Source organism: Streptomyces sindenensis, assembly GCF_014649035.1.
Classification (GTDB): Bacteria; Actinomycetota; Actinomycetes; order Streptomycetales; family Streptomycetaceae; genus Streptomyces; species Streptomyces sindenensis.
This window is the reverse complement of sequence record NZ_BMSG01000004.1, coordinates 306,886-329,932: the sequence shown is the minus strand read 5'-3', so window position 1 is coordinate 329,932 and position 23,047 is coordinate 306,886. Positions and strand designations below refer to the sequence as shown.

Annotated in this window: 19 protein-coding genes and 1 pseudogene; 11 read left to right on the top strand and 9 right to left on the bottom strand. The window is 72.0% G+C overall.

Annotated features, from left to right (window positions below; all coding sequences use genetic code 11):
* Positions 1-11 precede the first annotated feature (11 nt).
* Positions 12-560, top strand: a complete 549-nt coding sequence (locus tag IE145_RS08260; protein ID WP_189520223.1) for an HAD domain-containing protein — start codon at positions 12-14, stop codon at positions 558-560.
* Between the two features lie 24 nt (positions 561-584).
* On the opposite strand, the gene IE145_RS08255 is transcribed toward IE145_RS08260, so the two are convergent.
* The 3 genes from IE145_RS08255 to IE145_RS08245 all read right to left on the bottom strand — a co-directional run bounded on the left by IE145_RS08255 (position 585) and on the right by IE145_RS08245 (position 3,296).
* A complete protein-coding gene (locus IE145_RS08255) occupies positions 585-1,184 on the bottom strand; it encodes a DUF998 domain-containing protein (RefSeq protein ID WP_189520222.1) in 600 nt (199 codons plus the stop codon).
* Between the two features lie 469 nt (positions 1,185-1,653).
* Entirely contained in the window at positions 1,654-2,451 is a 798-nt protein-coding gene (locus tag IE145_RS08250) for an alpha/beta fold hydrolase (RefSeq protein WP_189520221.1), read from the bottom strand.
* Positions 2,452-2,567: 116 nt separating this feature from the next.
* Positions 2,568-3,296, bottom strand: coding sequence for a TetR/AcrR family transcriptional regulator (locus tag IE145_RS08245; protein WP_189520245.1), 729 nt, complete (start codon positions 3,294-3,296; stop codon positions 2,568-2,570).
* A 166-nt stretch (positions 3,297-3,462) separates the two neighbouring features.
* On the opposite strand from IE145_RS08245, the gene IE145_RS08240 reads away from it, so the two are divergent.
* From IE145_RS08240 to IE145_RS08230, 3 genes are all read left to right on the top strand, one after another.
* The gene (locus IE145_RS08240; RefSeq protein ID WP_189520220.1) at positions 3,463-4,671 is read left to right on the top strand and encodes a saccharopine dehydrogenase family protein; all 1,209 of its coding nucleotides are present in this window, start codon (positions 3,463-3,465) and stop codon (positions 4,669-4,671) included.
* A gap of 163 nt (positions 4,672-4,834) precedes the next feature.
* Entirely contained in the window at positions 4,835-5,242 is a 408-nt protein-coding gene (locus tag IE145_RS08235; RefSeq protein WP_030587467.1) for a YciI family protein, read from the top strand.
* 7 nt (positions 5,243-5,249) lie between these two features.
* Entirely contained in the window at positions 5,250-6,395 is a 1,146-nt protein-coding gene (locus IE145_RS08230; protein ID WP_189520219.1) for an RNA polymerase sigma factor, read from the top strand.
* Positions 6,396-6,722: 327 nt separating this feature from the next.
* On the opposite strand, the pseudogene IE145_RS08225 reads toward IE145_RS08230, so the two are convergent.
* Positions 6,723-8,123 (bottom strand): annotated as a pseudogene (locus IE145_RS08225) (glycoside hydrolase family 6 protein); the annotation flags it as partial.
* 397 nt (positions 8,124-8,520) lie between these two features.
* Between IE145_RS08225 and IE145_RS08220 the strand changes: the two are divergent.
* Positions 8,521-9,660 carry a PQQ-dependent sugar dehydrogenase gene (locus tag IE145_RS08220; protein ID WP_189520218.1) on the top strand — a complete coding sequence of 380 codons (1,140 nt, stop codon included), beginning with the start codon at positions 8,521-8,523 and terminating at the stop codon, positions 9,658-9,660.
* 78 nt (positions 9,661-9,738) lie between these two features.
* Here the strand turns inward: IE145_RS08220 and IE145_RS08215 are convergent, their stop codons facing one another.
* Positions 9,739-10,356, bottom strand: coding sequence for a helix-turn-helix domain-containing protein (locus IE145_RS08215; RefSeq protein ID WP_189520217.1), 618 nt, complete (start codon positions 10,354-10,356; stop codon positions 9,739-9,741).
* Positions 10,357-10,450: 94 nt separating this feature from the next.
* Between IE145_RS08215 and IE145_RS08210 the strand changes: the two genes are divergently transcribed.
* Both IE145_RS08210 and thpR read left to right on the top strand, forming a co-directional pair.
* Positions 10,451-12,106, top strand: coding sequence for an MFS transporter (locus tag IE145_RS08210; RefSeq protein ID WP_189520216.1), 1,656 nt, complete (start codon positions 10,451-10,453; stop codon positions 12,104-12,106).
* Positions 12,107-12,426: 320 nt separating this feature from the next.
* On the top strand, positions 12,427-13,065 hold the full coding sequence (gene thpR / locus IE145_RS08205; protein WP_189520215.1) for an RNA 2',3'-cyclic phosphodiesterase: 639 nt from the start codon (positions 12,427-12,429) through the stop codon (positions 13,063-13,065).
* Between the two features lie 25 nt (positions 13,066-13,090).
* Here thpR and IE145_RS08200 read toward each other — a convergent pair whose 3' ends face one another.
* Both IE145_RS08200 and IE145_RS08195 read right to left on the bottom strand, forming a co-directional pair.
* Positions 13,091-13,717 (bottom strand): hypothetical protein, encoded by a 627-nt coding sequence (locus IE145_RS08200; protein WP_189520214.1) that lies wholly within the window; start codon positions 13,715-13,717, stop codon positions 13,091-13,093.
* A gap of 82 nt (positions 13,718-13,799) precedes the next feature.
* The gene (locus IE145_RS08195; protein ID WP_189520213.1) at positions 13,800-14,288 is read right to left on the bottom strand and encodes a MarR family winged helix-turn-helix transcriptional regulator; all 489 of its coding nucleotides are present in this window, start codon (positions 14,286-14,288) and stop codon (positions 13,800-13,802) included.
* 113 nt (positions 14,289-14,401) lie between these two features.
* On the opposite strand from IE145_RS08195, the gene IE145_RS08190 reads away from it, so the two are divergent.
* Entirely contained in the window at positions 14,402-14,812 is a 411-nt protein-coding gene (locus IE145_RS08190) for an Ohr family peroxiredoxin (RefSeq protein ID WP_189520212.1), read from the top strand.
* Between the two features lie 54 nt (positions 14,813-14,866).
* On the opposite strand, the gene IE145_RS08185 is transcribed toward IE145_RS08190, so the two are convergent.
* Complete coding sequence (locus IE145_RS08185; RefSeq protein WP_189520211.1) at positions 14,867-16,408, bottom strand: alpha/beta fold hydrolase; 1,542 nt, start codon at positions 16,406-16,408, stop codon at positions 14,867-14,869.
* Between the two features lie 95 nt (positions 16,409-16,503).
* Here IE145_RS08185 and IE145_RS08180 point away from each other — a divergent pair, with 95 nt between their 5' ends.
* On the top strand, positions 16,504-17,541 hold the full coding sequence (locus IE145_RS08180) for a MerR family transcriptional regulator (protein WP_189520210.1): 1,038 nt from the start codon (positions 16,504-16,506) through the stop codon (positions 17,539-17,541).
* A gap of 26 nt (positions 17,542-17,567) precedes the next feature.
* Here IE145_RS08180 and IE145_RS08175 read toward each other — a convergent pair whose 3' ends face one another.
* A complete protein-coding gene (locus IE145_RS08175; RefSeq protein ID WP_268246809.1) occupies positions 17,568-18,230 on the bottom strand; it encodes a TetR/AcrR family transcriptional regulator in 663 nt (220 codons plus the stop codon).
* A gap of 217 nt (positions 18,231-18,447) precedes the next feature.
* On the opposite strand from IE145_RS08175, the gene IE145_RS08170 reads away from it, so the two are divergent.
* Positions 18,448-20,346, top strand: a complete 1,899-nt coding sequence (locus IE145_RS08170) for an RICIN domain-containing protein (RefSeq protein WP_189520209.1) — start codon at positions 18,448-18,450, stop codon at positions 20,344-20,346.
* Between the two features lie 487 nt (positions 20,347-20,833).
* A complete protein-coding gene (locus tag IE145_RS08165) occupies positions 20,834-23,047 on the top strand; it encodes a HelD family protein (RefSeq protein ID WP_189520242.1) in 2,214 nt (737 codons plus the stop codon).

Sequence of the window (23,047 nt, the reverse complement as noted above, 5' to 3'; positions counted from 1 at the left end):
ATCGTGCCCGCGTGACTCCCACAGCCCTGCGTCCGCTGCTGTTCCTTGATGTCGACGGACCGCTCATCCCCTTCGGCGCCTCCCGCCCGTACCCGACCTACGAGACCGGCCCGGAAGACCCGGGCGCCCGGGAGAATCCGCTCCTGGCCAGGATCAATCCACAGCACGGGCCGCGCCTGGCGGCTCTGCCGTGCGAACTCGTCTGGGCGACCACCTGGATGGAGGACGCGAACACCTGGGTCGCCCCTCGTATCGGCCTGCCGTCGTTGCCGGTCGTCGGCCTGCCGGGGCCCTCGGAGGCCGGTGGCGCCGTCGGTTACGAGGAGGAGGAAGAGGACGTGCGGAGCGGGCTGCACTGGAAGACCCGCACCCTCGTCGCCTGGGCCGCCGGCCGGCCCTTCGTCTGGGTCGACGACGAGATCACCGGCATCGACCGGTCCTGGGTCGCCGTCCACCACCCGGGCCCCGCTCTGCTCCACCGGGTGGAGCCCCGGCAGGGCCTCAGGGGCGGCGACTACACGGTTCTCGACGCCTGGCTGCGGTGCCGGGCGGTCGCGTAGCCCTTCCGGCTCCCTGCTCCGGATTCATCCCGGAGCCCGGTCGGTGACGCCTCTCCGGCAGGAGAGAACCACCAGGAAAGGCCACAACGCCTGGAGAAACGTCACGACGCGCTCCGCGGTGCCGGGGGCCCGTGCGCTCTGGAGCTCCGCCAGGAACCACAAGGCACTCGCGAACATGAGCGCGCTCGCGGCGAGCGACACGTCCAGGCGCAGCCCCCAGGGCACCGGCCCCCCGCCTCGGACTGCGGCCAGGGGCGGCCACACCGCCAGGAGCACCACGCCCACCGTGGCCACCGCCCCGTGCTCCAGCGCCCCGCCGCTGCTCGGGGCGGGCACCAGGGTCAGGGCCAGCGCGGACAGTCCACCGCCGGCGAGGGCAGCCCGGCCGGGGAGCGCCGCCTGCCGGAGCGCGTGCGCCGTCGCCACGTAGCACGTCCCCAGCACCAGGAGCATCCCCGTCATCAGCCAGTAGCTGGTGGCGCCGTAGGAGGCGAGCACGCTCAGAGTGTCCGTCGCGGGGTCGTACGCCGGGCCCTGGCGCACCTGCGCGATCGTCCAGGAGCCGACCAACAGGATGGGAGCGCATCCGGAGGAGACCAAGGCCCACCGAGGAGCAGATCGCATTCGGACAGCATAAATCCGGCCATCTTGCCTTGCGCTGATCTCCGTCCGCTTCGGGCTGCCGTGCCTTCTGCCGGCGGCCGGGCGGGTGCCGGTGGCGGTAGCGGTAGCGGTAGCGGTAGCGCATAAAGCCTGTGGTGAGGAGGCAGCAGGTGAACCGCCCCGCACGAATCGATGTGGGCCGCGAGCAGGTCATGCGTCACCGCGAGGCGGCCCATGGGTTCGATCGGGGCTGCTCCTCCGGCAGGCCGGACTCTTCGGGTCGCAGATCGTCGGTACGTGGCGGGCTCGCGGTTCGGGGCGACGGGTGGAGGTGACGGTGACGGGGTTCTCCGCGCTGTCCGCCGCGGTGCGGCGGGCGCTGAAGAGGGAGGCGCGGACCGTCGCCGAGGTCCGCGGGGCGGAGGAATCCCTCCCGCGGGTCGCCGAGTGAAGCCCGGCCCCGGGCGCGTCTGCGTGTGTGTGACGGCCGTCAGGGTGTGGTGGCCCCGGGCTTCGCGCGGCGGATGGGCATCATCGTCTCCGCCGCCTCCTGCGTCAGGTGGTCGAGGATCAACCGGTTGACGAGAGCCGGCTTCTCCAGCGGGACCAGGTGGGACGCCCCGGGCACGACAGCCAGTTCGGCGTCCGGGATCGCGCGGTACAGGGCTGTGGTGTGCTCCAGCGTCATCAGGTCGTCGTCGCCGGACACCACCAGGGTGCGCGCCTCGATGCGGGCCAGGTCCTCGGGCGTCAGCGTCGGCTGGGTGCGCCACATGTCGAGCACCTTCGCGGCCACCACCGGCCAGTGGTCCGGGCCGTCCGGTGCGACGGGTTCGTACAGCTCCCGGAAGAACGCCAGGTCGGGTCCGGACGGCGTCATCCCGTCCAGTATCGACGGCTCGGTGAAGCACTCGGGGCCCGGGCGGAAGTTGGCCCCGATCGTGACGACCTTGTGTACGAGGTCGGGGCGGTCCCCGGCGACGAGCAGTGCGACGACTCCCCCGTCACTCCAGCCCACCAGGTGTGCCGGTCCTTCGACGACCGTCTCCAGGAAGGCCACGGTGTCATCCGCCATGTCCTGGTACGTCAGAGGGCCGGCGACATCGGCCGTGTGCCCGTGGGCGCGTCGTTCCGGAAGGTACACGCGGTGGGCGGCGGCGAGGTCGGTGCGCTGGGCGCCCCATGTGTCGTTGGTGCAGAAGCCGCCGTGCAGCAGGACGAGGGGATCGCCCGTGCCCTCGGTCTCGTACCAGGTTCTGACACCTGGCAGGTCCGCGTACTCGCCCATCGTCCAGGCCTCTCCGGGGCTGTCGTCTCGTTCCGCGCCTCCGGCCAGTCTGCGTGGTGGTCCCCGGGGCCGCCACACGGGTGGGTGCGGCCTCGCGGGCGGTGGGTGCCCGGAGGTCAGGCATGGTCCGGGTCGGTGTCCCGGCGCGCGCGCCCGATGCTGGCCTCCGCGCTGTCGAGCAGCATCTCCAGGGCCGTGGGGTACGCGCTGTCGTTCATCCTCGCGACCAGCAGCGGGGCGAGGGCGGCGATGTTCGGGTGGGTTCGGGCCGGCAGTTCGGCGTAGGTGGCGCGCCAGACCCGTTCGTCGGCCGCGCGGGCCTCTTCGGGCAGGGCGAGGCTCGCGGCGTCCAGTGCGGAGAAGGCGAGTGCCTGGTCGACGAACGCCTGGTAGATCCGTACGACGTCCGCGTCGGGCAGGCCGGTCGAGCGCAGGATGCCGAGGACGGTCTCGTCGCCGGCGATCTCGTTGGCCCGGCCGCTGACCCGGCTGGCGGTCAGCACGGCGGCCTCCGGGTGGGCCAGATAGGCGGCGTGAATGCGCAGGCCGATCTCGCGCAGGTCGGTGCGCCACTGTCCGGTGGACCGCCGGCCGTGCATCGCGCGGGCGATCAGTTCGTCGGCGATGGCGAGGGTCAGGTCGTCGATGCCGCGGAAGTAGCGGTAGAGGGTGCTCGGGTCGGCGCCGAGGGCGAGGCCGAGGCGGCGCACGGTCAGTCCGTCCCTGCCGTGTTCGTGGAGCATGCGCAGTGCGGTCTCGACGATCAGCTGCTGGGTGACGACGACGCCGTGGCGTGTCGGCCGCCTGCGCCGTCGCGCCTCCTCCGGGACGACCTTCTTCGCCATCCGGACCTCTCTTCTCATGCTCTCGATGCCGGTTCAGCGGTGCTCACCTGCTGGCCTCCCACCTTACGCCAACGCCGTTGACGTTACTCGGGTGCGCCTCTTTCATGGACGAATCCATGGGCACCGGCCCGCAGGGCCCGGCCCCTCGACGAAAGGCACATCCGCCATGCGCGTACTTCTCGTCGGTGCAGGTGGCGTGGGGACGGCGATCACCAGAATCGCCGCCCGCCGCTCCTTCTTCGACCACATGGTCGTCACCGACTACGACCTCTCCCGCGCCGAAGCCGCGGTGGCGGCGCTCGGTGGGGACGAGGGCAGGTTCACCGCGCTGCGCGTCGATGCCTCGGACGGGGCGGCGGTCGCCGCGCTGATCGCGGAGCAGCGGTGCGACATCCTCGTGAACGCCACCGATCCCCGGTTCGTGCTGTCGTTGTTCGACGCGGCGCTGGCCGCCGGGGTCGACTATCTGGACATGGCCATGTCCCTGTCGTCCCCGCATCCGGAACGTCCGAACGAGGAGTGCGGGGTCAAGCTCGGCGACGGGCAGTTCGAGCGTGCCGGGGCGTGGGAGGAGGCGGGGCGGCTCGCGCTCGTCGGCGTGGGTGTCGAGCCGGGGCTCTCCGATGTCTTCGCCCGGTACGCGGCGGAGGAGCTGTTCGACGAGATCGAGGAGATCGGTGTCCGGGACGGTGCGAATCTCACCGTCGAGGGCCATGACTTCGCCCCGTCGTTCTCGATCTGGACCACGATCGAGGAGTGCCTCAACCCGCCGGTGGTCTGGGAGAAGGACCGGGGCTGGTTCACGACGGCGCCGTTCAGTGAACCCGAGGTCTTCGATTTCCCCGAGGGCATCGGTCCGGTGGAGTGCGTCAATGTCGAGCACGAGGAGGTCCTGCTGATCCCGCGCTGGGTGGAGTCCCGGCGCGTCACGTTCAAGTACGGGCTGGGCGAGGAGTTCATCGAGACCCTCAAGACGCTGCACCGGCTCGGCCTCGACCGCACGGACAGGGTGACCGTGCCCGGCGGCACCGTCTCACCCCGGGACGTGGTCGCGGCCTGTCTGCCCGACCCGGCCTCCCTCGGCGAGCTGATGCGGGGCAAGACCTGTGCCGGTACCTGGGTGAAGGGCACGAAGAACGGCGCGCCCCGCGAGGTGTACCTCTACCACGTGGTCGACAATCAGTGGTCGATGCGCGAGTACGGCTCCCAGGCCGTGGTCTGGCAGACGGCGATCAATCCGGTGATCGCCCTGGAGCTGGTGGCGGGCGGTGTCTGGAGCGGCGCGGGTGTGCTGGGCGCCGAGGCGCTGGACCCTCGCCCGTTCCTCGATCTGCTGGTCGAGTACGGCTCTCCGTGGGGTCTGCGCGAGCAGTGAAAGCGGGCCGTTCGCGGGCCGTTCGCAGACCCGCCACGGGCCGGCGTCGGGCCGTCGGAAGAAGTCGAGAAGTTTTCGGGCGGCGATGTCGAGAACCCGGATCCGGCTCCGTCCCCGTAGTGAGAGCGGCCAGAATGGGCCGCCCTGCACCGAGGAGAGACTCATGGCCAAGTACCTGCTGCTCAAGCACTACCGCGGCGCCCCGGCAGCGGTCAACGACGTACCGATGGACCGGTGGACGCCCGAGGAGATCTCGGCGCACATGCAGTACATGCAGGACTTCGCGGACCGGTTGGAGAAGACCGGGGAGTTCGTCGACGGTCAGGCGCTCGCGCCGGAGGGATCGTGGGTCCGGTACGACGGTGAGGGGCGCCCGCCGGTCACCGACGGGCCGTTCGCCGAGACCAAGGATCTGATCGCCGGCTGGATGATCATCGATGTGGACAGTCACGACCGGGCCGTGGAGCTGGCCGGGGAGCTGTCCGCGGCTCCGGGGGCCGGCGGGAAGCCGATCCACGAGTGGCTGGAGGTGCGCCCGTTCCTGACCGCGCCGCCCACCGTCACGGAGTGACGCACCGATGGACGAGCTCCTTCCGCGGAGCCTGACCCCGAGTGTCCTCGCCGTCCTCGTCCGCCGCGGAGCAGACTTCGCGGCGGCCGAGGACGCGGTGCAGGACGCCCTGGTCGAGGCGGTCCGCGTATGGCCGAAGGACGCGCCGAGGGATCCGAAGGGCTGGCTGGTCACCGTGGCCTGGCGACGGTTCCTCGACGCGACCCGGGCGGATGCCTCCCGGCGGCGTCGCGAGGGCCTTCTCGACGAGGAGCCGGTGCCTGGCCCGGCGCCGGCGGTGGACGACACGCTCCAGCTCTACTTCCTGTGCGCCCACCCGTCGCTGACGCCGTCGTCGGCGGTCGCGCTCACGCTGCGCGCGGTCGGGGGGCTCACGACCCGGCAGATCGCCCGGGCGTATCTGGTGCCCGAGGCGACCATGGCGCAGCGGATCAGCCGGGCGAAACGCACCGTTTCCGGGGTGCGTTTCGATCGGCCCGGCGATGTCTCCACCGTGCTGCGGGTCCTCTACCTCGTCTTCAACGAGGGGTATTCCGGGGATGTGGACCTCGCGGCGGAGGCGATCCGGCTCACCCGGCAGCTCGCGGCCGCGATCGACCACCCGGAAGTGGCGGGGCTGCTCGCCCTCATGCTGCTCCACCATGCCCGGCGTGCCTCCCGGACCGCGCCCGACGGGAGCCTGGTGCCGCTCGCCGAGCAGGACCGGGGGCGGTGGGACACCGGGATGATCGCCGAAGGCGTGGGGATTCTCCAGGCGGCCCTCGCCCGGGACCGGCTGGGCGAGTTCCAGGCCCAGGCCGCCGTCGCGGCGCTCCACGCGGACGCCCCGACCGCGCAGGAGACCGACTGGGTGCAGATCGTCGAGTGGTACGACGAGCTGGTCGGTCTGACGGACAACCCGGTCGTGCGGCTCAACCGGGCGGTCGCTGTCGGCGAGGCCGACGGTCCGCGCGCCGGGCTGGCCGAACTCGCGTCGCTGAGCGACGCGTTGCCCCGTCATACGGCGGTGGCGGCGTATCTGCACGAGCGTGACGGCGATCTGTCGACGGCCGCGCGGCTGTACGCGGAGGCCGCCCACAAGGCCCCCACGCTCGCCGAGCGCGACCATCTGACGCGGCAGGCCGCGCGGCTCAACGCCGGCCTTCGGCGGTGAGCCGCGCACGACCGGGGCTTCGGTCTCCGTCTCCGGCGGCGGTGGCCGTGGCGGTGGTCCGGTTCGGCGTACTTCTTCAGCGACGGCGCCGGCCAGGGGGCGACCTGGAGCGCCGTGCCCAGGGCCGCCAGGGTCACCCTGCCGGTGAAGGCGTCCGCCGCGCTGAACGACCAGTTCCGGTGACCGCGTCGACGTGTGCTGAACCGGGCGCGCGGACCGTGGCCGTCGGGGAACGGTTCCCGTCGGCCACGGCCCGCGTGTTTCACCGGCCCGCGTGTTTCACCGGCCCGTGTGAGTCACCGGCCGTGCGTGTCACCGGCCCGCGGTGCCGCTGCCTCCGTCGAGCGGCGGGTGGGCGTTGCGGAGCAGTTCCTGGAACTGTCCGGAGAACCAGTGCCCGGCCACCGGGGAGTTCGGCAGGGCGCCGGTGAGGTTGTAGCCGTTGCGGCCGTTGCCGGTGTACGTCGGGTCGCACATCCGGTCGAAGCCCTTGCCCTCGTCGTTGTCGATGGGCTCGCTGCTGCCGTCGGACTCGCCCGGGGGCTTGGCCCAGACGTAGGCGTCGATCCCCGGCTCGGGTGCGGCCGTGGGCCTCTCGCCGATGCCCGCGCCGCTCTGGTTGCACCAGTTGCCGGCGTGGATGCGGCGGTCGGTCCGGCTGCCGTCGACGTAGGCGTCGGCGCTCGTCTGCGGCCCGGGGCCGGTGGGCCGGGCGGAGCCGCCCCAGCCGTTGCGGGCGGTGTCGATGAGCATGCCGAGGTCGGAGGCGAAGCCCTGGCGGACCAGTTCGGTGCGCAGGGCCTGGGCGAACGAGAGCTCGTCGACGTAATGGTTCCAGTCGATCCAGCGCGACTGGCGCACCGTGGTGCCGTTCACGGAGTCGGTCACCGCGAAGTGCGGTTCTTTGAGCGCCGAGTAGTTGGCGGTGTTCACGATGAAGCCGTGGACATCGGCGACGGTGGCGCCCTCCATCGTCGCGGCCTTCTTGAACTGCTGTGCGGCGGGGATGAAGTTGGAGTCCCAGCCGAGCCAGCCGTGGTGGGCCGCGTCGACGTAGTTGTAGACGTTGGGGATGGCTCCGAGCGTGTGAAGGGCGTACCCGATGCCCTTCTCGTAGTTGCCGTTGGCCTTCATCGTGGCGCACTCGGGCGTCGAACCGGCCGTGCCTCCGGCGTTGGTGACGAGGTTGGGCAGCGAGTCCGGTTCGATGAGTGTGACGATGCGCAGAGAGGCGTAGGCGGGGTCGTCGAGGATGTCGGCGATGGGGTCGATGTAGTCGCTCTTGTAGCGGTCGAGTTCGGCGGGGCCGAGTTCGCCGTTGGAGGCGAGCGCGGCGCAGTCCCGGCCGGGCAGGTTGTAGATGACGACCTGGAAGAGGTCGGCTCCCTGGCTCACGGCGGTGTCGAGGTGCGCTCGTAAACCTCGTGCGCCGGGTGTGCCGTCGATCGCGGCGATGCGGTCCATCCAGACGAACGAGGGCTCGTCGGCGATGGCGGCTCCGCCGGGTTCCGCGGCGGCCCTGGCGGACCAGTCGGGGTTCACGTAGGCGGTGGCGCCCTCATAGGGGTTGTCCACGCGGGCCGCGGCCGACGCCTGTCCGGGAACGGCGACCGCGAGTGACGCGCCCAGGATCAGAGCGGACAGTGCGGCGGCGGCCCTTCGGCGGGGCGCCTGCGGGACGGCGGTGTGCCGTGGTGCGTGCGGTGTGGTGGTGCCTCTGCTGCTCATTGCGGCTCCGTGCTCCTCTCGTACGTCCGTCGCGGTGTCGACGGACGGTTCGGGGGTCCGTGACGCTCAGGAGGTGAGGTGTTCGGTGGGGGAAACGTGCGTGGGAGCGCTCCCAAAGTGACGCGACATCCAACGCCTGTCAAGCAGCCCGGCGCAATTACCTTGCATTGTGCGGCAGTTGACGGGATTGGAGCGCTCCCATACGCAGGAGACCGAGTGGTTCTCGGCCGAAGACGCGGCAACGCTGGTCTAGTCCAGGCCGCGCCGGTCCCTCTATCCTCACCCTTAGCCGGTGACACACCGCCCCCACCCAGGTTGCCTGCCGGCGCGTACCCCCACTCAACTCCGTACGAGCAGCCGGGTGACTCCCCCCATTCGCCGCCTCCAGGAGGCCACGGTGACATTTCGCACCAGAAGCTCGGCGATCATCGGAACACTCTTCCTCGTCACATCCCTGGCACTGGCCACGGCGTCGGCGGACGAGCCCGCCGACGCCCCCGTTCAGCAGGTCAGCGCCTCTCTGACCGAAGTGGCCAGGGCTCAGGGGCCGTCGGCCGGGGCAGCCGGGCCGGACGACACGGTATGGATCGCCGAACGCGCGGGCACCGTGAGAGTTCTGGACGATTCAGGGCTCGGGGAGCCCGTCCTCGACATCTCCGACGAGACCACCACCGACGGCGAACGCGGGCTGCTGGGCGTCGCGTTCGACGAGACGTTCGCGCACTTCTACATCTCGTACACCGATCTCGAAGGCACCAGCACGATCGACGAGTTCGCGGTGGAGGACGGCGGGCTCCAGCCGGAGACACGGCGCACGGTCCTCACCCAGACCCAGACGTACGCGAACCACAACGGCGGGGACATCAGGTTCGGCCCCGACGGCTACCTGTACATCGCCTTCGGTGACGGCGGTTCGGGCGGCGACCCGCATGGCAACGGGCAGAAGCTCGACACCCTGCTCGGCAAGCTGCTGCGGATCGACCCGAGCGGCGGCGAACCGTACGCGATCCCGGCGGACAACCCGTTCGTGGACGACGCGAACGCGAAGGACGAGATCTGGGCGTACGGGCTGCGCAATCCGTGGCGGTTCTCCTTCGACGCGGGCACCGGCGACCTGCTGATCGGTGACGTCGGCCAGAGCGACTGGGAGGAGATCGACTGGGCCCCCGCGGACAGCGAGGGCGGCGAGAACTACGGGTGGGCCTCCATGGAGGGCACGCACCCCTTCCGGGGCGGCACGGAGCCCGCGAACCATGTCCCGCCGGTGTACGAGTACGACCGCACAGGCCTCGGCTGCTCGGTGACCGGCGGATTCGTCTACCGCGGCGACGCGCTGCCGGACCTCCGGGGGAGCTATGTGTTCAGCGACTACTGCGACGGCACCCTGCGGACGCTCCAGCTGGACAACGGCGAGGTGACCGGCGTCGGTGACCTCGGGGTCAGCGGCGGGGAGGTCATCTCGTTCGTGGAGGACGGTGACGGCGAGCTGTACGTGCTCAGCAGCGACGGCGTCGTCTCCCGCGTCGATCCCGCGTGAGCGGCTGATCCACGCGGGGGCCGCGTGGACCGTGAGCGGGGCCTCGCCACGCGTGGACCGTGAGCGGGGCCTCGCCGGTCATGATGACCGGCGAGGCCCCTCCCTGTCCGTGCCTCCTCCGCGCTTCTCCACGCCTTCTCCGCGCTGGTGGCCGCGGCGGGCGTCCCGGTCGAAGATGCCCAGCAGCTCGCACGGACCGCCCTCGGCGCCGATCGCGTGCGGGAGCATCGTGGGGAACTCCGCCGCCTGGTTCGTCTCGATCCGCAGGCGCCGGTTGCCCAGGAGCAGGATCGCGGTGCCGGACAGGACGACGAGCCACTCCCGGCCCGGATGTGCGCGCAGACGTGAGGGGTTGTCGGGCGGCGGCTCGGTCATGCGCTGGCGGATCACCGTCATGCCGGGCTCCGCCTTGACGGGCCACCGCATCTGACCGTGGGCCCCGTCGATCATCGGGTTGGAGACGATGTCGTCGGACGCGGTCTCGACGAGCTGGTCGAGCGAGGTGTCCAGGGCGCGGGCGAGCGTGACGAGCTGGTCCAGGGCCAGCCGGCGCCGGCCGTTCTCGATGCGGCTGAGCGTGGACTGGCTGACCTTCGCCCGGGCGGCCAGCTCCTCCAAGGACCAGCCCTGGGCCACGCGCAGGGCGCGGATCCGTTTGCGTACCAGGCTGTCCAGCTCACCATCTTCTTGCGTCATAGGCATAAGTGTATGCCATCTGTGCAAGGTGTGCTTAGCGTCGTCCGTGGTCGGCCCCGGAACCGGTGGGCTCGCTCGCACGGAAGAGGAATCCATGAGTACGAACCATCCCGGTCCGGTGGGCGTCGGTCCGGACGACGCCCCGGACACGTCGGGCGAGGCTGTGCCCGACGCGCGTCAGCGCCGCACGATCCTGATCACCGTGTGCATCGCGCTGATGGCCGTGATCGCCTCGGTCTCGGGGCTCAACGTCGCCCAGCCCGACCTGGCCGTCGCGTTCGACGCCTCGCAGAGCACGATCCTGTGGATCATCAACATCTACACCCTCGGCCTGGCCGCCCTGCTGTTGCCGCTCGGCGCGATCGGCGACCGGCTGGGCCGCAAGCCCGTGCTGGTGGCCGGTCTCGTCGTCTTCGGCCTGGCCGGTGTGGTGGCGGGTCTCGCGCCGTCGGCCGAGGTCATGCTCGCCGCCCGTCTGTTCAGCGGGGTGGGCGCGGCCATGATCATGCCGATCACCCTCGCCGTGATCACCTCGACCTTCCCGGAGGAGGAGCGGGGCCGGGCGATCGGGGTGTGGACCGGGGTCGCGGGAGGCGGCGGCGTTCTGGGCATGTTCCTCTCGGCCGCGCTGGTCGACGCGGCGAGCTGGCGGTGGCTGTTCGTGTCCCCGCTGGTTCTCGGCGCCGTCGCTCTGGTGATGACGCTGCGGTTCGTTCCCGACTCCCGCGAGAGGTCGCGGCACGGGTTCGACGTCGGTGGTGCGCTGACCTCGGTCGTGGCGGTGGTCGGGCTCATCTTCGTCCTGCAGGAAGGACCGGAGCGCGGCTGGACCGCGCCGGTGACGCTGCTCGGTCTTGTCGTCGGGGTGATCGCCGCCGCCGGTTTCGTGGCCTGGGAGCTGCGCCGCGGGGAGGGAGCGCTCCTGGACGTCCGGCTGTTCGGCGAGCGCGCACTGGCCGGAGGTTCGGTCACCCTGCTGGTGGTCTTCGGGGTGCAGGCGGGCATCTTCGTGGTCCTCTTCCCGTTCCTCCAGGCCGTACTCGGCTGGTCCGGGCTGCTGTCCACGCTGGCTCTCATGCCCACGGCCGTTCTGATGATGATGGCCCCGGGCCTGGCCCCGCACCTCGCCGGGCGCATCGGCGCCCGCGCGACCATGGCCACGGGCATCCTGCTGGCGGGCGTGGGGCTCGCGGTCATGGCCGGGATCGTCTCGGTCGACGGCGGCTACCTGTCCGTCCTTCCCGGCATGCTGGCGATGGGGCTCGGCATGGGCCTGGCGATGACGCCCTCCACCGAAGCCATCACAGGCGCGCTGCCGCGCGAGCGCCAGGGGGTCGCGTCCGCGCTGAACGACGTGACCCGGGAGTTGGGCACCGCGCTCGGCGTCGCCCTCCTCGGCGCGCTGCTGTCCGCCGGCTATCGCGGTGCCATCGACGGCCGACTCGCCGGGGTCCCGGAGGGTCCGGCCGACATCGCGCGCGGAGGCGTCGCCAACGCCGTCGAGGCCGCGAACGGCGCGGGCCCCTACGCCCAGGCGCTGATCGACGCCGGACGCCGGTCGTTCGTCGACGGCTGGCAGAACGCCATGTGGGCGGGGGCCGCCGTGATGGCAGCTCTGTTCCTCTACGTCCTGGTCCGGGGGCCGCGACGTCCCGCCCGTACCGGGGCGAACGCCGAGCAGCCCGCCGGGCCGGATGCCGCGGAGCCCCTGGCCTCCACGGAACGGGTCGACGCGGCGACGACGGCCTGAGCCGTCCCGGGCGGAGCCGATGTCCGGAGCGGGCCCGTGGCCCCCCTTTGCCCCAACGGCGATCCGGATCTCCCGCGCCTGCCCCTGTCCCTGCCTGCGGACGACGACGGCAGCGACGGCCGTGGCCACCACGACTGCGACCGGCGCGGCGGCACGGAAACCCGGCGGCACGGAAACCCGGCAACGCGGCTGCGCAGGTGAACGGCTGAGGGTCGCATCGACGGACGGCGGCGAGCAGCGCCGCTCGCCCGGCGGGCGCCGGAGCCGTTCGTCGGCCCCGCGTCGCGACGCGGGTGTGGGCTGCACGTACGGTACGGCAGGTGAACGAACCGCTCGAAGCCGTGACCGGCCGCCCTGCGGACGGACGTGCCCCGGCCCCGACGACCCGCGTGTTCCTGGCGCTCGCGCCGCCCGACGACGCGAAGGAGGAGCTGGAGCAGGTACTGCGTCCGGCCTATGACGCCTACCCCCGCATGCGGTGGAACCGCATCGAGGACTGGCACATCACCCTGGCGTTCCTCGGGGAACTTCCGGTCGCCGCCGTTCCGCCCCTGATGAACCCGCTGGCCGGGCTCGCGGCCCGGCAGCGGCCGTTGCGGCTGGCGCTGCGCGGCGGCGGGCACTTCGACGAACGGGTGTTGTGGACCGGGGTCACGGGGGACCTCGACGGGCTGCACCGCCTCGCCGCCGACGTACGCGCCCTCGTCAGGGAGTGCGGGGTCTCCTTTCCCGAGCGGCCGCTCCGGCCGCATCTGACGCTGGCCCGGTCCCGCCGGGGCGACCACACGAACACGGTGGAGGCCGCGGCCTCACTCACCGCGTTCGCCGGCCGGGGCTGGGTGGCCGGGCGCCTCCACCTGGTCGGCAGCAACATCGGCCGCGGCCCCGGGCCGATCCACTACCGCGACGTCGAGGCCTGGGACTTCCACCGGGGGGCCGGCGGGGTCTACGGCGGCTAGGACCTGTCGTCAGCCCCCCTGGTGGTCACCTCGTTCCGGGCGGCGTGGGCCGGGCGTGATTCAGCAGAAACTCGGTCGCCCGCGCGATGGCCTCGGCGGACGTGTCGTGGACGGCCTCGGACTCGTCCTCCCGCAGGTCCGCGCCCGTGGCGGTGTACCACCAGGCGTCGGCGCCCGGGTCGTGGTGAATCACGGCGTCGCCCCCCGCGTAGTGGAGCGGAATGGACTCGCTGGCGGACTTCTTCGGTACCGCGTGGGGCCACTTGAGGCGGGCCGACTGGCGCTTGATGCCACCCCAGGCCGCGCCGAGCTGTGCGTAGCTGCATCCGCCGCGACCAGCGACGGTGGCCGCGCTCTCGGCCAGCCGGTCCACGGACCGCTTGGCTTCGTAGAGCGAGCGCAGCATCGCCAGCTGCACGTCGGGCGCGGCCATGAGCGCGGCGTCGAAGGGCTTTTCGGCGGTGCGGTAGGCCACCGCGCGCGTCGAGATCCGTTCGGCCAGCGACCGGACCGCTGCGAGCAGTTGCTCGTCCATGGCGAACGTGTCGTCGTCAACGGGCTCGTTCCAGGCGGGGTCGACCGGGGTGAGGACCGTGGCCCAGAAGTTCTCGTCGCTCTGATCAGGGGTCGGGATCGCCTTCACATCATCCATGCGACAATTTTAGCTGTCACGGATCGCACGGACAATTGAGTTTGTCGCCCCAGTGAAGTGACAGGTAACGCTGTCCGATCTCTCAGTCGCCGTCGACCACCTCCCCCAGCGCACCCGTGAGCCGCCCCAGCACCTCCTGCAGCCCGAGAACCTCCTCCAGCGACAGGCCCGTGGCAGCCAGCACGCCACGGGGGACGGACAGGGCGCGCTCGCGCAGGCCCGCACCCTCAGAGGTCAGTTCGATCACGACGGAGCGCTCGTCCTCGCGGCTGCGTTCACGCCGGACCAGCCCGGCGCTCTCCAGCCGCTTCAGGAGGGGTGACAGGGTCCCCGAGTCCAGGTGGAGACGCCCCCCGATGGCCTTGACCGGCTGCGGGCCCTGCTCCCAGAGGACCAGCATCACCAGGTACTGCGAGTAGGTGAGGCCGAGATCCTTGAGCGCCCGCCGGTAGTAGCCGCCGAACGCCCGCGAGGCGGCGTGCAGCGAGAAGCACACCTGGTGATCCAGTCGCAGCAGCTCCGCGTCGGGAATGGCGGAGAGGTCGGGCGAGGCGCTCGGGACAGAGGTCATGACACCAGCGTACCGTCGCACAGCCTATTGAGTTGTGCACAATTCAATTGTGTGCCATCTTCGTGTCTGCAGTCACGACCAGCCGGGTCGGGGCTCCAGAGGAGGGCCATTCCATGGACGCGTTGTACACCGCCGCCGCCACCGCCAACGGGCGTGAGGGCCGTGCCGTCAGCTCGGACGGCCAGGTCGACCTGCCGCTCGCCATGCCCCAGGCCCTCGGCGGCAACGGCAAGGGCACCAACCCCGAGCAGCTCTTCGCCGCCGGGTACGCGGCCTGTTTCGCCAGTGCCATGGCCGCGGTCGGCCGCCAGATGAAGGTCGACACCAAGGACGCTTCCGTGACCGCCGAGGTCTCCATCGGCAAGGACGGCGACGGCTTCGGGCTCGCGGTCGTCATGCGCGTGGAGCTCCCGGACTCCCTCGCGGGCGAGACCGGGCGGAAGCTGGTCGAGGCCACCCACGCCTACTGCCCGTACTCCAAGGCCACCCGGGGCAACATCGACATCGAGCTGGTCATCGAATAGCCGTCACCGGGCCGGCAGTCCCGGCCACGGACCCGCGAGCCGTGGCCCGGACGCTCACCCCTTCAAGCGGTCCAGCACCGCCCCCACCGCGCGGTGCACGGCCTCGCGCGCCCCGTCGGCCGGGTCCAGCGTCTCGAAGCCGTGCCGCCCCTCCGGTACGTCGATGATCTCCAGGTTCGCCCCGCAGCGGGCGGCCTCGGCCACGAACTCCTCGACGGTCCTGGCGATTTCGGCGCTCTCCCGGCCCGCCCGGACGAGGACGACGGGAAGGCGACCGGCACGGGAGAGCGCCCGGACGGGGTGGAAGCGCGACCCGGTCAGCCCCCAGCCCGGCAGCGGCGCGAGGATCGGGTAGTTCGCGGCTACGCAGCGCAGCCACACCGGGGGGTCCGTCAGCCACTCCGCCGTGATCGGGCCCCCGCCCGAGAAGAACCACAGGGCGACCCGGTCCGCGTCGACTCGCGGATCGGCGCGTACCCGCTCCACCGCGGCGGCCACATCGGCGGCGGCCTGCTCGTAGTCGGTCACGGCGTGCAGACAATGGTCGAGCGTCACGCCCACGACCCCTTGCCCGGCGACCTGGCGTGCGTACCCCGTCAGGGTCGGCCAGTCCCGGGGCGTGGGCCTCGCCCCGGGAGGCACCGGGCCGCCGTGCACGAACACCACGGCCGGGTGCGGCCCGGGACCGTCCGGCAGATACAGGTCGGTGTTCCCGGTCCGCTCGCGTGAGCGTTCGGGTACGTCGAGGAGGAACGGCCGCAGATGGGCGGGAGTGCGGCCGGCCTCGGCGGGGGTCAGCAGGTGTCCCCCGCCGGACGCGGCCTCGATGAGTACCCCGGCCAGCGCATCCGGCGAGGACAGCATCGGCCAGTGCCCCGTGGGCAGTTCGAAGAAGGTCACCCGGGCTTCGGCGAGCGCTTGCAGGGCGGGAGTGCCGACGTCCACCATGATCTGGAGCATCTCCACGCCCGGCCCGTTGCCGGTGCACAGCACCCCCGTCGCGGGCACCTCGGCCAGGGCGCCGGTGAGCCGGAGCGGTTGGAGCAGTGTGCCCAGCGGCTGCGGGGCCGCGAGGGCGGTGAGACCGTCGAGCGCCGCCTCGGAGAGGCCCTCGGTGCTTCCCCAGCGGGGCCACGCGTCCCTGGCCGGTGGCGGCAGTTCACCGCCCGCCGCCCCGTCCCCGGACCCGGCGGCGCGCTCCGCCACCTCCTCGCGCAGGAGCTGGTCGGGCACGGCCGCCAGCGCGGGGACGCCGTCCTGCGGCATCCCCGAGTCCAGGTACACGATCCGGGCGATCGACCGGGCCCGGCGGTCGGCGGCGCCGAGCACCGGGTGGATGCCGTAGTCGTGGCCGACGAGCACGATCTCCCCGCCGGGCTCCCCCGCCGCCGGTACGGCCACCGAGTCGATCACCGCGAGTACGTCCGCGATATGGGTCTCCAGGTCGACGGCCGCGCCCCCGTCGGCGGAGGGGCCGCCGAGCCCGGTGAGCGCCACGGTGCGGACCTGGGCGCCCTCCGCCGTCAGCCGCGCCGCGGTGTCCCGCCACACGTGCGGTCCGGTGAACGCCCCGGCCACCAGGATGAATACGGTCATGGCCCCTCCTCGTCCCACTGTCTCCCGCGCCCCGGACCCGAAGCCCCCGGCCGCGCTCGCAGGTACCGTAGGAACTCCCCCTGGTGGAGGTTCAAGTGTTCTCGTCGCACGACGGTCTGTGCACCATCGGTGAACTGGCCGAGCGCCTGGGCGTCAGCGTCAAGACCGTCCGCTTCTACTCGGACCGCGGGCTGCTGCCGGAGGCGTCCCGGAGTGCCGGCGGGCATCGGAGGTACGGTCCGGACGCCGTGGAGCGGCTCGGCATGATCCGCTCGCTGCGCGCCCTGGATCTGCCGGTTCCCGAAGTGCGCCGCATCCTCGACGAACTGGACGCGCAGGACGGCCGGGAGGGGGCCGGGGCGGGTGGCGCGCTGGAGGATGCCGTCGCCGGGCGGCTGCGCGCCCTGGGGTCCGAACTCGCCGCGCTGCGCTGGCGGGAGGCCGCGCTGAGGCTCGTACAGGAGTGCTCTCCGGCCGAACGACCCGGCCGGCTGCGGCTGGTCGGGGCGATCGCCGCCCCGCCGAGCACCGCCGCACTGGCCCGGTTCTGGCGTGCGTGGCTGCCACCCCGGATGCCCGCCCGGTCCGTCACCGCGTTCCTGGAGGCGGCGGTTCCGTCCCCGCCCGACGATCCCCGGCCGGCCCAGGTCCTCGCCTTCGCCCGGCTGCACGCCTTCGTGACCCGGCCGTGCGGCGGCGAAGCGGGGGCCGGATCCTGCCAGCCCCGGGCGCACGGCGTCGAGGGGGCCCGCGCGTCGGCGGTGCTGTACGCGGGTCTGGCGGAGGCGTACGAGCTGGCGGGCGCGGAACTGCGCCGTGGCGCGGAGCCGGCTGCCGGGGAGACGCTGGACGGATTCGTGGACGCGTACGCGAGCACGTACGGCGCCCGGGACACGCCCGCCTTCCGCCGCGTGCTGGCGCGACGGCTCGCGGACGATCCGCGCATCGACCGGTACTGGGAACTGACGGCCGAGGTGATCAGCGCTCCCGGCGGTCCTCCCGAGCCGACCCCGGGGTCGGCGCACGACTGGCTCCTCGCGGCCCTGGAGGCGCAGGTGGCGGGAGCGGCCGGCCACGGCGGTGCGCGGCGCGGGCCCGTCGGTGGGGCGCCGGTTTCCGTCGCCTCCGTGTAGCCGCTCCGCCCCCGGGACAGCCCGCCTCAGCCTGCTGTGTGCGGGCCGAAGCGTTCGGGGGCGAGAGCCGCCAGCAGTGAGGTGACCACCAGGTCGGTCGAGGCGGCCATGTCCACGGACTCCGGCGCCAGAAGCCACTGGACCTGGAGTCCGTCCATGACCGCGATGATGGCGTTGGCCGCGTTGTCGGCCGACTCCGCGCGGTTGGCGGGCAGTTCGCAGGCCTCACGCAGGGCGTCGGCGACGAAGGCGCGCAGCCCGTCGTAGCGGTCGCGGAAGTAGTCCTGGGCGGGGTGGTCGTCGGTGACGGACTCCGCCGAGAGCACCGCGTACAGCCGGACGATGCCCTCGCGCTCCGCGTTGCGCAGTGCGGTGTTCACCAGGTGGCGCAGGAAGTCCAGCCCCTGGGGGCGGTCGGGGCCGAGCTGCTCGATGTCCCGCTGGTCGCGCAGTTCGAGCACGCTGGTGAGAAGAAGAGCCTTGGAGCGGAAGTAGTGCAGCACCCCTGCCTGGGTGAGCCCGACCCGGTCCGCGATCTCGGCGAGCGAGGCGTTGTTGTAGCCGCGGGCGGCGAAGGTGTCCATGGCGATGGCCAGGATGTCCTGCTGCCGCTGCCGGGCTTCCGGACTGCGCGGCGTGCGGGGCGCCGCCGGACCGCGTGCCGGTCTGCTCACTGACTGGTTGCTCACCGGATCAGCTTAAGCCTGCCGGGCCCCTGGTGAAGATCTTCGGGACAGCGTGAGAGAACACCGGAGCCGACTACTTACTAACCACTTAGTGGGTGTGCTTTCATGCCGTTGTCCCGCCCTCTCGTGACCGGCACGCCCGGAGCGAGGCGTCCGCCGCGCCCTCCTTCCGCCGGGGTGCCGCCTGTCAGCAGGTACGAACCCAAGGAGAGCCGCCACCATGCCAAGCTCCACTCCCCCGCGTCTCAGAGCGCGCGCGGCAGGCGCCGCGCTCGTCGTGACCGTCGCCGCGCTCGGTGTCGACGGTGCTGTCACCCCCGCCCGGGCGGCCGACCCGGTCGCCCGGGTGTGGATCACCACACCCGACGGGTCCAAGAAGCTCACCCCGGAGGGGAACATCCCCTTCACCGAGTCCCCGCAGGCGATCGACATCCGGATCGACGCGAACAGCAAGGGGCAGAAGTTCACGGGCGCGGGGGCGTCCGTGACGGGCGCATCCGCCCATCTCGTCCAGGGCCTTCCCCCGGCGCAGCGCTCCTCGCTGCTGACGTCGCTCTTCTCCGCGGAGGGCGACGGCATCGGGCTCAACTACCTGCGACAGCCCCTCGGCAGCACCGACTTCGACGCGAACACCGACCCGTACACGTACGAGGACACCCGGGGCGCCTTCTCCATCGACCGGGACCGGAGCCAGATCATCCCGGTCCTGAAGCAGGCCACCGCCGTCAACCCGGCCATCCGCTTCATGGGCTCGCCCTGGTCGCCTCCGGCCTGGATGAAGACCAACAACTCGCTCAACGGCGGGAGTCTGCGCGCCGAGCACTACCAGACCTACGCCGACTACCTGGTCAAGGCGATCAGGGCGTACGGCCAGGAGGGCATCACGCTCACCGATCTCACGGCGCAGAACGAGCCGGAGTTCGCGACCGGTTACCCGTCGATGAGCATGACCTCGGCCCAGCAGGCGGACTTCCTGCGGGTCCTGGACCAGGCGCTCACCGCCGCGAACCTGCCGACCAACATCCTGGCGTACGACCACAACTGGGACCACCCGAACTACCCGCTCGACGTCTTCGCCCGGACGGGCGGCATCCGGCGGATCATCGGGGCGGCCTTCCACTGCTACGGCGGGGCGCCCGCCGCCCAGAAGCAGATCGCCGACACCGGAAAGCGGGTGTTCTTCACCGAGTGCTCCGGCACGGACAGCGCGAACCCGGCGACGACGTTCGGCGACACGCTCAAGTGGCACGCCGAGAACCTCGTCGTGCAGAACATGCGCAACGGCGGCGAGACGGTGATCAACTGGAACCTCGCCCTCGACCGGAACGGCGGCCCCCACCAGGGGCACTGCACCAACCGCTGCAACGGCATCGTCGAGATCGACGGCGGTCGGGTCACCCGTAACGCCGAGTTCTATGTCCTGGGCCACGTCTCGAAGTTCATCGAGGCGGGGGCGGTGCGGATCGGCTCCACCAGCCAGGGCGCCGGCGGGGTGCAGAACGTCGCCTTCCAGAACGGCGACGGCAGCCGCGCCGCCGTGGTCGTCAACACCGCTTCGGGATCACAGCGGTTCTCCCTCACCGACAGCGGCAGGTCGCTCGTGTACACCCTGCCTGCCGGAGCCGTCGCGACCTTCACCTGGGACGGGAGCGGCGGAACGACCGAGCCGCCCGTGGGGTCCATCGATCCCGCCGCCTGGTACCAGGTGCGCAACGTCAACAGCGGCGCCTGCCTCGACGCGGCCGACTGGGGTACGGCCGACGGCACCGCGCTGCAGCAGTGGGCCTGCGGGACCGGGGCCAACCAGGGCTGGCAGTTCCGGCCGACCGACTCCGGGCACTACCAGGTGGTGAACCGGCACAACGCGAAGGCCTGGGACGTGGACGGGGGCCCGGGGGCGACCGCCGACGGCACCAGGGTGCACCTGTGGTCGTACGTGGGCGGCGTCAACCAGCAGTGGCGTCCACAGGCTCTGGGCGGCGCGGGGCAGTACCGCTTCGTCGCCCGCCACAGCGGCAAGTGCCTCACCGTCGACAACTCCTCGACGGCCGACGGGGCCAGGCTCTCGCAGCAGCCCTGCTCCGGTTCCTCGGCACAGGCGTTCTCCCTGACCCGCTGAAGCGGGCAACGGGTTCGCGGCGGCTCTCCGGACCGGGGAGCCGCCGTGGCGCGTCTTCGCGGCGCGGAGGGGCCCGAGGGGAATTTCTCGATGCGCTGGACCCGGGAGCTGAGCTCGGGGTCGTGCCGGCCGTCCGCGAGAGGGGGCGAAGACTTCCTGCACGGGACGGCCGATGTCGACCGTCGCTTCGAACTGTCTGCTTTTGACTCTCTCCGGTCCGGTGGGACGCGGCACCGCCATCTATTGTCCGCCGTCAGTGTCGGACGGGTCTGACGTGAGCGCATGCCGGAAGCCCCTGACCGGCGGCCGCCCCGCTCCCGCACGATGGGGCGACCCGCTCCCGCTCCCGGACCGTTATTGCGGTCGGGGGTTTATCACGCGTATATTGGATTCTTCTGCGCACACGCAGAAAGGCCCCACGCGGGGGCCTTATGGATACGAATATATCTGGCGGGGAGCCGTTTTGTCAAACCGGGAAAGCGACGAATTGCGGGAAGAGCAGGAATTCATCGATCGGCTCCATGCCCGGGTCGACGCACTGCGCGGGGTGGCGGCCGAGGGGGTCGAGCACGCGTTGACGCCGGTCGGCACGGGCCAGCAGGCGCGGCTGGAGCGGGACATCCTCGTCGCGGAGCGCTCGGGACTGCTCGCGGCGCTGGACGCGGTGGACGGATCTCTGTGCTTCGGCCGCGTCGACCGCTCCGACGGGCTCGCGCACCACATCGGCCGGATCGGGATCCGCGAGGACGACGCCGACCACACGCCGGTTCTGATCGACTGGCGTGCGCCGGTGGCGCGTCCCTTCTATCTCGCCACGGGGCACACGCCGATGGGTCTGCGCCGGCGCCGCCACATCACCACCGAGGGCCGCACGGTCACCGAGCTCCATGACGAGATCCTCGATCTCGGGGACGACGACCGTACCGGTTTCGAGGACCCGAACGGCGACGCCGTGCTGCTGGCGGCGCTGAATTCCGCGCGCACCGGACGCATGGGCGACATCGTGCGGACCATCCAGGCCGAACAGGACGGCATCATCCGGGCCCCGCACCGCGGTGTCCTCGTCGTCGAGGGCGGCCCCGGCACCGGCAAGACGGCCGTCGCGCTGCACCGGGCCGCGTTCCTGCTCTACGAGCACCGCGAGCTGCTGGCAAAGCGAGCCGTGCTCATCGTGGGGCCCAACCCGGCGTTCCTGCGCTACATCGCGGAGGTGCTGCCCTCGCTCGGCGAGACCGGGGTGCTGCTCGCCACGCAGGCCGAGCTGTTCCCCGGGGTGCGCGCCACGGGGACGGACACCCCGCGCGCCGCCGCCGTCAAGGGCGGCGAGCCGATGGCCGAGGCGCTCGCCCTGGCCGTACGCGACCGGCAGCGGCTGCCGGAGCCCGGGGCGGCGATGGTGATCCCGCACGAGGACGGCGGGGATCTGGTCCTGGACTGGGAGATCGCTTACGAGGCCCGGCAGGCGGCCCGCGACACCCGGCTGCCGCACAATCTCGCCCGTCCGCACTTCGTCTTCCGGGTCATCGACGCGCTCACCGCGCAACTCGTCGAACGCATCGGCGCGGACCCTTACGGCGGGCCCAACTTCCTCGGCCCCGACGACGTGGCCCTGCTCGGCCGGGACGTCGCGCTGAGCAAGGAGGTGCACGCGGCGGTGGACGAGCTGTGGCCGCCGCTCACCCCGGAGGGCTTCCTCGCCGACTATCTGGCCGACCCCGTGTACGTACCGGACGAGGACGCCGACGCCATCCGGCGCGAGCCGGCCGCCGGGGCGTGGACCCCCGCCGACGTACCGCTGCTCGACGAGGCGGCCGAGCTGCTCGGGGTCGACGACAGCGCGGAGCGGGCGGCCGCGGAGGCGGCCCGGCAGGAGCGGGTCGGCTACGCGCAGGGCGTGCTGGAGCTGTCGCGCGGTTCGGAGAGTTACGAGTTCGAGGACGAGGAGTCCGAGGTGCTCGCCGCGCACGACATCATCGACGCCGAGCGGATGGCGGAGCGGCACGAGGAGGCCGACCACCGCACGGCGGCCGAGCGGGCCGCCGCCGACCGTACGTGGGCGTTCGGGCACATCATCGTCGACGAGGCGCAGGAGCTGTCGCCGATGGCGTGGCGGCTGCTGATGCGGCGGGCGCCGACCCGGTCGATGACCCTGGTCGGCGACCCGGCCCAGACCTCCGAGGAGGCGGGCGTCGGGTCCTGGGAGCGGATTCTCGCCCCGTACGTGGGCGACCGCTTCGAGCACGTGACGCTGGAGGTCAACTACCGTACGCCCGCCGAGATCATGGAGCTGGCCGCCGGGGTCCTGAGGGAGAGGGACCCGTCGTTCACCGCGCCCGTGTCGGTGCGGTCGACCGGCGAGAAGCCGTGGACGCGGGATGCCGGGGAGGATCTGGCGGGCGCGGTGGCCGGGGCCGTCGCGGAGCTGACGCCCCGGGAGGGGCGCCTCGCGGTGATCGCGCCGCGGGCGCTCCACGAGGAGATCGCCGCTCCGCTGCACGGGGTGACGGCGGGTGAGGCCCCGGACCTGACGCGGACGGTGGTGCTGCTGGATCCGCGTCAGGCCAAGGGACTGGAGTTCGACCATGTGCTGGTCGTGGAGCCCGGCCGGTTCGGCACGAGCGATCTGTATGTGGCGCTCACCCGTGCCACCCAGCGCCTCGGCATCGTTCACCGGGAGGTGCTGCCGTCGGCGTTGCGCTGA

Coding starts and splice junctions, on each gene's coding strand:
- IE145_RS08255 (WP_189520222.1), bottom strand. CDS start 1,184: ATGCGATCTGCTCCTCGGTGGGCCTTGGTCTCCTCCGGATGCGCTCCC.
- IE145_RS08250 (WP_189520221.1), bottom strand. CDS start 2,451: ATGGGCGAGTACGCGGACCTGCCAGGTGTCAGAACCTGGTACGAGACC.
- IE145_RS08245 (WP_189520245.1), bottom strand. CDS start 3,296: ATGGCGAAGAAGGTCGTCCCGGAGGAGGCGCGACGGCGCAGGCGGCCG.
- IE145_RS08240 (WP_189520220.1), top strand. CDS start 3,463: ATGCGCGTACTTCTCGTCGGTGCAGGTGGCGTGGGGACGGCGATCACC.
- IE145_RS08235 (WP_030587467.1), top strand. CDS start 4,835: ATGGCCAAGTACCTGCTGCTCAAGCACTACCGCGGCGCCCCGGCAGCG.
- IE145_RS08230 (WP_189520219.1), top strand. CDS start 5,250: ATGGACGAGCTCCTTCCGCGGAGCCTGACCCCGAGTGTCCTCGCCGTC.
- IE145_RS08215 (WP_189520217.1), bottom strand. CDS start 10,356: ATGACGCAAGAAGATGGTGAGCTGGACAGCCTGGTACGCAAACGGATC.
- IE145_RS08210 (WP_189520216.1), top strand. CDS start 10,451: ATGAGTACGAACCATCCCGGTCCGGTGGGCGTCGGTCCGGACGACGCC.
- IE145_RS08200 (WP_189520214.1), bottom strand. CDS start 13,717: ATGGATGATGTGAAGGCGATCCCGACCCCTGATCAGAGCGACGAGAAC.
- IE145_RS08195 (WP_189520213.1), bottom strand. CDS start 14,288: ATGACCTCTGTCCCGAGCGCCTCGCCCGACCTCTCCGCCATTCCCGAC.
- IE145_RS08190 (WP_189520212.1), top strand. CDS start 14,402: ATGGACGCGTTGTACACCGCCGCCGCCACCGCCAACGGGCGTGAGGGC.
- IE145_RS08185 (WP_189520211.1), bottom strand. CDS start 16,408: ATGACCGTATTCATCCTGGTGGCCGGGGCGTTCACCGGACCGCACGTG.
- IE145_RS08170 (WP_189520209.1), top strand. CDS start 18,448: ATGCCAAGCTCCACTCCCCCGCGTCTCAGAGCGCGCGCGGCAGGCGCC.